Genomic DNA, 11,945 nt, shown 5'->3' on the forward strand with positions numbered 1-11,945 from the left:
TCAAATTTAAATGGATCACTCGAGGATTTCCTCATTTTCCACTTTCCAGGCCGGCTCGTTTATTGCAAAGAATGTCAGGTTCGTGTTGCCGGTGTTGTGGGTTGACTGGGTGGCATTTGCAGGGATGTACACCATCTGCCCGGGCCTCAGGTCGACAGGAAGGTCTTCAATGTAGATTACCCCTTCTCCTTCCAGGACGTAGTGGATCTCGGGGTTTTTCATCCTGTGGGGGGCAAGGGCTTCTCCGGGCCTGATGATGGCGTGGGCGATGCTGTAGTCGATGTACATGTCCCTTTCATAAAGGTCCGGGTGGAAGAGGTTGCTTATGAAAATGTTTCCTTCCCGGCTGAAGTACTCGCATTCGTCCAGGTTTTTCGTCAGGATGTAGTCGTCGGCGTAGAACCCCGATCCCACAAGGCAGTCCTCGCCGTCAACCGAAACCCCCTTTATGAAGGCGTATTTAAGGGACGGTTCGACTTCTCCGGGTTTCGGCCAGTAGTACGAAACCCAGCCCTCTCCTTCGCCGCTAAGAGCCGTTTCAATGAAGAGCTTCCCTATCGGTTTTCCCCTGGAATCCTGAAGCCCGCTCATATTTTTTCCTTCCCCGCCCAGGTCTGGAGGATATACGAGTCGCATGCCATCGGTTTTCCAGACAAAGACATAAAAGTCGTCCTGGAACCACTCACTCTCGGGCTGCCTGAATTCGGGGAATGATTCTTCTCCCTTTTCTTCTATAAGGGAAGCAGCATCCCTTACCCCGGAAGCAATATACTCTTTCTGAAGCAGAACTTCACTTGGAGCATCACGGAGAGTTCCCACCTGTTCCGCGGCGATAGTTCCGGTTACTTCTTCAGACAGGGAGCCATTCCCCGCATCATCTGCAGGTTTCTCTGAAACGCATCCCGCGGCTAGTAGCATACTGGTAAGTAAAAAAAGAACACAAATTGTTTTTTTTAGCTGATTCATAGATACACCTTTTTAATAAACTGAAATCATTAACTCTTCCACTCTTTTTATATATAAAAGTTAAGTTATTATAATTATATGCATATTCGGTGATTAAAAGAAAACAGAAACAATATGCCCGCTGAATATTATACCGGCGTCCAAAACGTTAATGAACTTTCCCGGTGCCGACAACTTAAATAAAAAAACTGCAAAGTATAAAGAAAGTATAAAGAAATAGAAATGCAGGATCTCCGGTGATACCTACTGATTACTGATTACTGATTACTATTGATGGATTTTCAACAGAAATATATCATAAGACCCCCAAATATCCTACGGGGGTTGTTATGACTGTAGCAGTTAGTGGTGGTTCGGAGCTTTCGCCAGAGTATATTATTGAAGAAATTCTCAGTCTATACCGGAATATCAGAAACCTGCCCGATGAAGAAATCCTGTACGGGCCGTCCGACCGAAACGAGGAATTGTTCCGGAAACTGGATGCCCTGATCACCCTGGACATCGAGAATGATACAGCATGGGAGATCCTGCAAAAGAAAGAACTTGACCCGGTCTTTGCTGACATCAGCAGGTTCAGGAACCTGTACACAGTAAAACTTGAAACCGAGCACGCAAACGAAATCCTTGCAAGCGACTCCCCCTGGGCTTCCCTGGAACAGTTTTATTTTTATGAGAATTACCTCAAGCTGGTCCGCACGGAATACGAAGGTCTTGGGCTTTCCCCCGGAGACAGGGTTTTCTTTCTCGGAAGTGGCCCGCTTCCCCTTACCCTGATCGTCTTTTTCAGGCAGCACGGGGTAAAAAGCACGGGGATCGAGCAGGACTCCGGGCGCGCAGGACTTTCGAAGAGAGTGCTCAAAAAACTGGGGCTTTCCGAAGCTGTCACAATAGTAAATGGGAACCATTTTTCGTTAAACGGAAAGGATTTGAGCTTAAAGCCGGAGGCTGGGATAAAAGCCCTGATGATAGCTGCCCAGGCCGAGCCCAAAAAGGAAATATTCGAACGCCTTCTGGAGGTTATGCCGGTAGGGAGCAGGGTCTCATGCAGGATCTACGAAAAGGGGTTCAGGAAACTGCTGAACAGGGACTGCCTGCTTGATTTGCCTGAGGGCTTTGAGGAACATAAAAGAGTCCAACCGGAGCCACCTGTCTACAATACTGTTGTATTTCTGGAGAAAAAAAGATAAAAACCAGCAGTAACCTGTAGCTCCTTTACAGGTTTGAATTTTCCTGCCTTTATGCTTGAACCGCCGCAGAGAAGGCTATGTTAAAAATAACACCACATTTTTATTTTTAATCCGTTTTTCATTAAGAATCCGAACATATGCCGTCTTAATCCATTTGTATACACAATAGATACACAAAAATTGGTTTTGAAAATTAAAATCGGCATGTTTATATTATAATGGCCCATATACATTTCCTGAATTCCACAAAAGGGGGACGTTATGGAATTCTTTGTCGGGGGTGATGATTGGTGACGGCCGTACCCTGTAACTGACATCATCTGATTTTTCCGGAATGCACCAGAATAATAAGGGGGATTTATTTGACCAAAATAAGGTTATGGATGTTTTTGCTGGTTCTGCTCCTGACAGTTCTCGTTGGGTCGGCTTCTGCAGAGTTGACTGATAAAGAAAAGCTTGGGAAAAATATATTTTTTGACAAAATTTCAGATCCTGACAGTATGTCCTGCGCCGACTGCCATGCTCCGCAAGTCGGCTTTACCGGACCAATTGCTGGCATTAATCTCAAAGGTTCCGTATACCGGGGTGCTGTGCCTCAGCGCTTCGGAAACCGCAAACCACCAAGTGCAGCCTATGCCACCTTGAGCCCCAACCTCTATACTGAACCAGGGGATGAACCAGGGGAAGTTCTGTTCATTGGAGGAAATTTCTGGGATGGTAGAGCCACTGGCGAAGTGCTCGGGAATCCTGCAGCAGATCAAGCCATGGGCCCATTCTTGAATCCGGTAGAACAGAATAATTTTGACAAAAAGGCCGTTCTGGAACAGATAGCTGCATCGAAATATGTCTGGCTGTGGGAACTAGTCTGGGGTGAACCGATAAGTTATGGCGACACAGACGAGATCAATGAGAGTTATAATCGAACTGCTCTGGCGATCGCAGCTTATGAAAGTTCGAGTGAGGTCAACCAGTTCTCTTCCAAATATGATGCCAACCTGACGAGAGGTGACGAGTTGACTGAGGAGGAAGCGTGGGGTCTTGAGCTGTTCAACGCACCGAATAATAACGATGGTATTAAACAAGTAGGTGAAGGTGGAAATTGTGCGGCGTGCCATCCAAGCAACCCGGAAAATGGCGAGCCTCCCCTGTTCACGGATTTCACCTTCGATAACCTGGGGATTCCCAGAAACCCGGATAATCCTTTCTACGACATGGACACGGTATTCGTCGATGGTGAAGCGATCAATCCTGAAGGAATGGACTGGGTTGATCCGGGTCTTGGAGGTTTCCTGGCGACAAGACCAGAGTGGTCAACTTACGCCGCTGATAACATGGGCAAACATAAAGTGCCAACGCTGAGGAACGTGGCCCAGCAGCCTGGAAAGGTTTTCCCCAAAGCCTACGGGCATAACGGGTACTTCAAGAGCCTGGAAAGTATTGTGCACTTCTACAATACCAGGGATTTACTGGATACATGCCCAGATCCCTTCACCACGGAGAAGGACGCCCTGAAGATGAACTGCTGGCCATTGCCTGAAGTCACTGAAAATGTTAATACTGAAGAATTGGGCAACCTGAGTCTGACTTCTGAAGAGGAAGCTGCTATCGTCGCTTTCTTGAAAACTCTCTCAGATGGCTACTACGTTCCTTAATACCCGAATCTTAAGCGTGCATACTCATAATGCACGCACTAATTTTTTGTGTTTCCTGCTTAACCTGTTGACATGTCCTTTATCGAATTTCCTGTATGGCGAATGTCTACGTTTTTACTCCATTGTAGAAGGTTGGAGCCAGCCGTTCCAGGATGCCTGGAAGAAAAAAGGGAGATACCATTCCGAAAATTCCGAAATAAATCAACCGATTAAAAAAGGACTACCCACTTTTTACTACTGAACTATACGGCTTTTCTGTTCATGATGGTAAAAAATGCTGGATTGGGTTTTACCCTTCAAGCTTTCCTTTACCCCTCCAGCTTTCTGATGCTTTACTCACTTCCTTCTTTTATCGGGACCTGAATCTCTGTCACCAGTTCAGCTTCAGGCACCTCGGCAGGATCGTTTAAGTACAGTTCCCTGCTCGGGCCAAAAGTTCCCAGGGATTCCAGGTTGTTTTCTGCAGCATAAGCAAAGATCCGGTTGTAGCCGGCTTCGACGCCCTGATAGGGGCCTCTGTAGATAACGGAAATAGCTTTGACTGCAGGGAGGGTCCTTACTTCCATTTTCAGGTCCTCTACCGAGACCCTGCCCGAAACCGGAAGAGCAACTTCAATATCGGCACCGGTTTCTTTGTATTCCTCGTCGTGGCAGATGAACATGACAGGGCCTGTAACTTTCACGCGGTTCCGCTGGTTTTCCGGGCTGCTTACGCAGGCGCAGATTTCGCCGATGAGCTTTCCGATAGTCACTGCATAAATCCCCTTTTCACGCTTGCTTATTACGCGCATTTCAGGGACTTCCTTGATAACTGGATCTGTAACTGACATCTTGAATAACTCCATAAATTTTCCATCGTGTCTGCAGGCGCCCTGCAAAATGCCTTCGATATTCTGCAGCTGCCCGATCTCCAGCCGGATATCCTCAAGCCTCTTTTTGAAGCAGGCTTCGATGACTTCGCAGTTTCCCGTACCTTCCGCGTCCAGAAGCACGGCAATCTCGTCTAAGGAAAAACCCATGTAGGAAAGGGTCTTTATCTTTATTCCCTGCTCAAGCTGGGAAACCGTGTAGTAGCGGTATCCTGTGAAAGGGTCCTTTGCTTCCGGAACAAGCAGCCCTTTGCTGTCATAGAGCCTGAGCGCTTTCTGGGAGAGGCGGGTCATGAAGGAAAATTTACCGATTGGGATCTGATCTACTGGCATCTTGCTCAACCTTTTAATTGCCCTGAAATTAGATAAACTGCCTCACTTTTCCCCGGGGAAAGGTTTTGTTTTTATGGTCAAAATGCATAATATTATTTGAGATATATATTTTCAGAAGTTCCAGATATTGTTGTTGCATTTTTATTGCATTATTGTTTCTATTTTTGCGGGGGATCCCCGGTTTGCTTGAAGCTGAATTCAAAATGCTCAGGCATCCTTTTTGAGGTCTGTTATGAGGGGGTAGAATTAATGGGGAATGCAAAGAATTCGAAATTTCTCGGATTACTGGCTCTCACGGCGGTCATGCTCGCAGCCGCAGGTTGCGCTGAACCGCCCGAGTCGGCCACGGAGCAAGGCATAGAACAAGGAATGGAGACAGGTACAGAGACAAGTACAGAAGCAGTCGTATATTGGCCCACAGAGGGCTGGCAGACATCAACCCCGGAACAGCAGGGGATTGACTCGGAAAAGCTGGCTGAGACGCTGGATTACATCCGGGAAGAGGACGTTAACATTCACAGCCTGCTGCTCATAAGGAACGGTTATGTCGTGACGGATGCTTACTTTTATCCTTTTTCTGAGGGTTCCATACACGACACCGCTTCCGTTACCAAAAGTTTCACTTCTGCCCTGACCGGCATTGCCATTTCCGAGGGGTACATTTCCGGGGTCGAGCAGCCTGTCCTGGGATTTTTCCCGGATCGCACCGTGGAAAATGTTGATGCGAAAAAGGAGGCAATGACTCTCGAAGACCTTCTTACCATGAGATCCGGCTTTGAGTGTGCCAACGATGAAGCCACACTTTCTCAGATGCGGGAAAGCCCTGACTGGGTCCAGTTTGTGCTTGACCTGCCCATGGCAGAAAAGCCTGGAACCCGCTTTGTCTACTGCAGCTGTAATTCCCACCTCCTCTCCGGGATCATCCGGGAGACCACCGGTATGAGCGAACAGGATTATGCCAATGGAAGTCTCTTTGAGCCTCTTGGTATCTCCAATGTCAGCTGGCCTTCCGACCCTCAGGGGAATAATCACGGCTGGGGGGACCTGCGTTTGACCCCTTATGACATGGCAAAAATGGGTTACCTCTATCTGAACGGAGGTTTCTGGGAGGGTAAACAGGTAGTTCCGGCAGAGTGGGTGTCTGAATCCACTCAAAAGCACGTCTCTCTGGAAGAAGGCGATGGATATGGTTACCAGTGGTGGACTTCAGGTAGTGTCCCTGGAATTTATGAAGCCGTGGGTCGTGGAGGTCAACGCATAACTATCTGGCCTGAGAAAAACATTATACTTGTGACCACAGGCGGGGGTTTTGAGCCCGATGAGCTTGCCCCCTTCCTTCTTGCATCTCTGCAGTCGGATCAGGCCCTTCCGGAAAATTCGGAAGCCTACGGACAGCTTCAGGAAAAAATAGCAGCTGCCTCAACCCCACCTGATCCGGAACCTGTGCCGGCTCTTCCGGAAACTGCAGAGAAGATCTCAGGCAAAACTTATGTGGTTGAGCCAAATCCCTATGGAATAGAAGCCATTTCCCTGAGTTTTGAGGGACAGGAAGAAGCCCTTCTTAATCTCTCTCTGGAAGAAGGTCCACAGATACTGTTGGTCGGGCTGGATAATGTTTATCGCCTATCTCCCGGGGGGCAGTTCGGACCCCTGGCACTGAAAGGGTTCTGGAAAACTGACAACGAATTTGTTTTCTATTACAATGAAGTCTCCAATATTAACAATTTCCAGGTGAGCATGACCTTTGAAGCTGATCAGGTCACAGTCCGCGTAGAGGAATTGACAGGAACTGGCAGCAGTGCAACGTTTGGCGGGAGGCTTGAGGAAAGCAGCAGTGAACAGGACTCGACTGAACCACATAACACTGGCATTTGATTGGCAGACTCTTCGATCATCTTCACCGCCTGCATGCAATTTTAATGCAAAAATGTGTCCTGGCAATAAAAAAGTAGGGATAGGAAGAAAGGGACCGAAATCCATGGGTCTGGGGTTCTGGAATTCGGTCTCTTTGTATTTTGTTTATCTTTTTCATGCAGGAGAACTTCTGTAAGAGGGGAGTAAATTATACAACCCGGGGTTCAAAGCAGTTGTCTTCTTTTTTCCATGTAACATGACCGCATCAGTGTCCAGAGTAAAGTCTTCCTGCAGGCTTATGTTTTTTCCTTGATTTCAGGGTTCAAGGGGAGTCGGATCGGGGATAATCGGGGTTTCCTCCGGAATTTCACAGGTGAAGTACGTAGCCCAGTTCCTTCCCTGGAAGTCAAAACCATCGCCCCAGGCACCCTCTTCAAGGAGTATTGTGCCATCATCTTCCACTACCTCTTTCTGTACAGCGGCATGGGCTGCGATGAATACAGTATCACCCGCTCCAAGGCCCAGCTCTGCAAGAGGAATGTTATAGGTAAATTCTGTTACTCCGGGGAGATGTTCCTCTGAATAGTAGAACTGGCCAGGAATCGGGTTCCCTTTCTTTGTTGTCGGGATTTCTTCAAGGTCCCCTGCAACGGCAAGGTGGGTTTCATTTAAGGTCCATCCGTCTTCTGTTGTGTATTTTATAGAGAGGTTTGCTCCGTCATATGTGGCGTTTACCATTCCAACATCAAGCGTCTGGCCAGCCATCAGGGCGGCCGTCATATCTGCCGAGGCGAGCGGAACCATTGTCAGTAAAACGATTGACAATGCAAGCAATTTCTTCAAAGTGTTCATTATTCACACCTTCTTCGAATTAGTCGGAAAGCTTTTGATTTATTTTGAGAGTATTTGATAATATTTGAAACAGATTTTGTATCTATAAATATATAAGATCAAAGATATCCAACGTAAAATATAAAATATTTAAGTTTAAAGATATATTACTAGTGTTTGAAGTTATATAATTGAACTTTAAAGAGATATCATTGAACTTTAATGTTATAGACTCCCAAAACTCCTAAATTTTTTCCAGCATTTCGTTTAACTTATAGGTATATAAAACTTCTTTTAGGTCAGGTAAAATAGCCGAAAATCATCGGAATTTAAAACTTATTAAGAGCTTATTTTTTCTTAAAAAATTTTATTATAGCTTTAAATCAAAATTTAACCATTAATTAAGCTTTTGCATAAGTTATTAATTATAAATGCTTATTTTAGACATACATTATTGAAAAAAAGTATTAAAATTAATCCAAAGTGTAATTTTAATGAACTAAGAATAAGGATTTATCCATTAGATGCGCGCAACTAGTTTTCGATATTAGTAGATCATACTTAATTGTAAATAATGATTTTATTGATATATTATTAAACTATCATATTAAACATATTGAACTATCAATTAGTCGTATTAAATAATAGCTAAACAAATTATCAAATAGTAGTATACAATTATCGTCAAACAGATGTAAAAAATAGTTACATTCTTTCTCTCTTTTTATATTTCCTAATTTCACTTCCGCAACAACAGGGTTGCCATTTTCAGGAGATTCTTTGCTGCGCCGACAAGCGTCATCACCAGGACAAATGCAAGGCCCAATTTTATAGCGAGCAGTGCACCGGAATTTAAGGCTGGGTTGAAGGGGAAAACCGTTATAACGGCATATATCAGGACAGCAGAGGCAATGCCGAGCACTGTTTCTATGGCAAAAGGTACCCATTTGCTCTTAATTACGGGATAGAGCAGGTTTGCGAGAATTGTAGAAACGATAAGCAGGTTTATGAACGGAAGGATTCCCGAAAATTCCGGGGAAAATAACGACACGATCTCCGGGGGCTTATCTCCCGATAGGTTTACAACCACAGATACTTTCGTCCAGAATAAATTTATCACTGCTAAAAATACCAGGCTCATGCCCGTGATAATTGCGGCCCTGAGGGGCGATGAAAGTTGCTGGAGGTTTGCTGAAAGTCCCTCAAGCTGCCCTCCATACCTGACCTTTAGTCTGGATTCATAAAGATACATTACAAGAAAAATGAGTGCCAGCACACTGATAGCCATTATCATCGCAGGGATGACCGTAATGAAAACGGAAATCATCGGAAGCCCGACCTCCGGTCCCGGTATAAGCAGGATAAAAGTTGCCATAGCAAACGCAAGCACCAAAGCCGCCAGTATATTTATGGCTTCCATGAAACCTCCAAGCCCCTTTTTTCCAGCTGCAAGAGCTTCAGTGTGGTCGGAGATATTCGGTCTTAGTTCTTTTCTCAAGCCATCCCTCTTTTCAGCACCTATTTATCGACCAATCAATCAATCAGTAAGTTAGCATTTTTTCAAGCCTGGGCTTACCATTCTCAATTATGACGTAAGTAAGGTTGTCAATCATATCCCCGCAATCAAAGAGTTTACCATCACCACCTGACGGAGCGTGCGTATGCCCCATTATCAGGTAATCAAGTCCTTCTTTTTTGATGAACTCTCTTGCTTTTTCGTGGATCATCCGATTGCGCAATTCATATTCCGGGTCCGTGATTTTCAGTTCGAAAGGAGTTTTGAAGAATTTTTGATACAGATAGGGGAATTTGTTTACCAGCCAGCCGTATAACCAGTATCCCAATCTCTGTTGTAAATCAAACCGCCAGCCGTGGCAATAGTAAATGTTATTTGAAACAAAGCTATCAGTGACCCTGACAGGTATGCTTACTTTTTTCCAGAGCTTATAATCGTGGTTTCCCCAGATGATCGTTGTAGGTACTTTATCCGCCATCGAGAGTAAAGCTTCATAAGTACTTTTCATCGGTTCTTCATTTTGAATTGTTTCAATGGGACAGCGCCACAAATCAAGAACATCTCCGCAGAGGATAAGCTCGTCCGCATATTCTTTCACTAACTCAAAAAACTCTTTCATTTTTGGATAATTTGCATTTTCGTAACCAATGTGAAAATCGGATGCGCAATATATTTTCATTTCAATTCCCCATTGATTTCAGTCTTAAAGATTTGCCTTCTATTGCTAAAAATAAGGATAGAGGAAGAAAATAAGGATAGAGGAGGAAAATAAGGATAGAGGAGGAAAATAAGGATAGAGGAGGAAAATAAGGATAGAGGAGAAAAATGTTAAAGGAAAAATGACACTGAATGACAATAGTGCATGACAATACACTCCATGGCAATACAGTGCAGCCATTTCCTCCTGAACACTAACACTCCTTTTCCGAAGTTCACTTTTCCCGGGTGTGCTCCGAAATCCAGTCTCCTATCAGCTTTAAAGCATCAGGGGATATAGTCTCTTCAATAGTTGCGTACTCAGAGGGGGACCCGGTTTGGGCGGTCTGGAATAGATGGTTAAGCCCTGGCAGCTCTTTTACGGTATAGTCCTCGTTGCCTCCTGCTTCGAGGGCTTCCTCGATGGCCCGGAGGTTTTCTTCAGGCGGCACCTGGAGGTCTTTTTCCCCGTTTATCGCCAGGACCGGACATTCCACTTTCATCAATGTCGGTTTTGGGTCGTATGTCAGGAAGTAGCGCGTCCAGGGCGATACAAGGGTCCGGACTTCAGCATCCAGGGTTTCTTCAGTGTAGCTGGAATACTGTTTTTCTTCTTCGCTCAGGTTTGCCAGGGTATCCGTTATAAGCCCGCGGATTTCCTCCCCCGAAATCGTATCATTCTCTTCCTCTTTAAGCACGGAGAATATGCTTTTCAGAAGAGCGTCATTTTTGGCGATAGTCTCGTTAGGTACCCCGTCAGTCTCAGCAATCAGCCTGCTCTGTAACAGGATAATTTCCTCCCCGGTCAGGCCAGGGCCTGCCATCAGCACGATGAATGCGACATCCGGGGACCGGACTGCTGCAATCGGGGCAATCAGACCTCCTTCACTGTGCCCGATCAGGCCTATCCGGTCAGGGTCTATTTCTTCGCGGCTCTTCAGGTACTCAACGCCTGCAAGTACGTCCCCTGCGAAGTCTTCGGTAGTGGCCTGCGAGAAGTTCCCTGTTGAGCCTCCCACGCCCCGGTCATCTACCCTGAGGACAGCAATGCCCTGGCGAGTCAGGTAATCCGAGAGCACAAGGAAAGGCCTGTGCCCGAAAACCTCTTCATTGCGGTTTTGCGGGCCTGAACCTGTTATTAGCAGCACTGCAGGGAAAGGCCCCTCCGACCCGGGAGTAGTTAACGTGCCTGCTAACATGACCCCTGCTTCTTTATTTTCATAAACGACTTCTTCTTCATCATACGGGTAGGGTTTTACGGGGTCCTGCTCCCTGCGCATTTCAGGTTTTTCATCAATACGGGAAAGCACAAGTGGGAGAATTGATCCCATCTGTTTCCACTCGCCCTCGATGGTTTTTCCGTCCTCTGTAAGTGTCCCTTCAAAAACACCCCCAACAGATTTCACTCCCAGGTGCAGATTCCCATCCTTAAAGGTAACTGTCTCTACGGGTATGCCGCTTGCCCCCTGGTCAAGGCTGTACATGGTGGCAGTCGGGGAACCTTCTGGGCCGGCAGAAATATTGAATAGAATCCTCAATTCCTGTCCGCCCGGGACCTCCAGGTTCCCCATCCAGAGGCCTTCGATGTCTTCGATGTCTTCGATGTTTCCAATTTCCTCTTCAGACATGTTATCGCCTTCTGAGATACAGCCCGGACCGGCTACAGTCGCAATCACAATCAACAAAAAAAAGCAAACTAAGGTTTTATGATTCATAACAGGCTCCCTTTGAACAATTATCTAGAAAATTTATTGTTGAGTATGGGTTCTTATTTATTTGTGTTACTAAGTGACCTTACCATTTAACAATGTTCATTTTTTATATTGTCGTTGTTCCTGATAATTCTCACCAGGTGCTCCTGTTTCCAGGTGCCTGAACACAAATTGCTCTTATTTAATGCTCTTATTTAATCATGTGACTACTCCCGTCACTGAAGTGACAGGCATCTACCAGAATTCTGGAGAGATTGTAATCCCAATCTCAGAATATTCATAGCAGCGTTATGATCTCTATCGAGAACCAGTCCACAGTAAGGACAACT

The 11,945-nt window shown here is 45.7% G+C and carries 10 protein-coding genes; 3 read left to right on the forward strand and 7 right to left on the reverse strand.

The features are described 5' to 3' along the window. Nucleotides 1–15 precede the first annotated feature (15 nt). Entirely contained in the window at nucleotides 16–918 is a 903-nt protein-coding gene (locus FTO70_RS13855; RefSeq protein WP_255336350.1) for a cache domain-containing protein, read from the reverse strand. Nucleotides 919–1,295: 377 nt separating this feature from the next. Here FTO70_RS13855 and FTO70_RS13860 point away from each other — a divergent pair, with 377 nt between their 5' ends. Both FTO70_RS13860 and FTO70_RS13865 read left to right on the forward strand, forming a co-directional pair. Further along, nucleotides 1,296–2,153 (forward strand): nicotianamine synthase family protein, encoded by an 858-nt coding sequence (locus tag FTO70_RS13860; protein ID WP_255336351.1) that lies wholly within the window; start codon nucleotides 1,296–1,298, stop codon nucleotides 2,151–2,153. A 362-nt stretch (nucleotides 2,154–2,515) separates the two neighbouring features. Beyond that, nucleotides 2,516–3,805 carry a cytochrome-c peroxidase gene (locus tag FTO70_RS13865; RefSeq protein WP_255336352.1) on the forward strand — a complete coding sequence of 430 codons (1,290 nt, stop codon included), beginning with the start codon at nucleotides 2,516–2,518 and terminating at the stop codon, nucleotides 3,803–3,805. Nucleotides 3,806–4,137: 332 nt separating this feature from the next. Here FTO70_RS13865 and FTO70_RS13870 read toward each other — a convergent pair whose 3' ends face one another. Continuing rightward, on the reverse strand, nucleotides 4,138–5,007 hold the full coding sequence (locus FTO70_RS13870; protein WP_255336353.1) for a MerR family transcriptional regulator: 870 nt from the start codon (nucleotides 5,005–5,007) through the stop codon (nucleotides 4,138–4,140). Nucleotides 5,008–5,256: 249 nt separating this feature from the next. Here FTO70_RS13870 and FTO70_RS13875 point away from each other — a divergent pair, with 249 nt between their 5' ends. Further along, the gene (locus FTO70_RS13875) at nucleotides 5,257–6,882 is read left to right on the forward strand and encodes a serine hydrolase (protein WP_255336354.1); all 1,626 of its coding nucleotides are present in this window, start codon (nucleotides 5,257–5,259) and stop codon (nucleotides 6,880–6,882) included. A gap of 294 nt (nucleotides 6,883–7,176) precedes the next feature. Here the strand turns inward: FTO70_RS13875 and FTO70_RS13880 are convergent, their stop codons facing one another. The 5 genes from FTO70_RS13880 to FTO70_RS13900 all read right to left on the reverse strand — a co-directional run. Further along, nucleotides 7,177–7,713, reverse strand: a complete 537-nt coding sequence (locus tag FTO70_RS13880) for a hypothetical protein (RefSeq protein WP_255336355.1) — start codon at nucleotides 7,711–7,713, stop codon at nucleotides 7,177–7,179. Nucleotides 7,714–8,431: 718 nt separating this feature from the next. Continuing rightward, nucleotides 8,432–9,190, reverse strand: a complete 759-nt coding sequence (locus FTO70_RS13885; protein ID WP_255336356.1) for a hypothetical protein — start codon at nucleotides 9,188–9,190, stop codon at nucleotides 8,432–8,434. 43 nt (nucleotides 9,191–9,233) lie between these two features. Next, on the reverse strand, nucleotides 9,234–9,887 hold the full coding sequence (locus FTO70_RS13890) for a metallophosphoesterase (protein WP_255336357.1): 654 nt from the start codon (nucleotides 9,885–9,887) through the stop codon (nucleotides 9,234–9,236). 253 nt (nucleotides 9,888–10,140) lie between these two features. Beyond that, complete coding sequence (locus FTO70_RS13895) at nucleotides 10,141–11,532, reverse strand: S9 family peptidase (protein WP_255336358.1); 1,392 nt, start codon at nucleotides 11,530–11,532, stop codon at nucleotides 10,141–10,143. 299 nt (nucleotides 11,533–11,831) lie between these two features. Then, nucleotides 11,832–11,945: transposase (locus FTO70_RS13900; RefSeq protein WP_255336361.1), on the reverse strand; the 114-nt coding region annotated here is incomplete at its 5' end.

The sequence above is a fragment of the Methanosarcina sp. KYL-1 genome, assembly GCF_024372725.1.
Lineage (GTDB): Archaea > Halobacteriota > Methanosarcinia > Methanosarcinales > Methanosarcinaceae > Methanosarcina.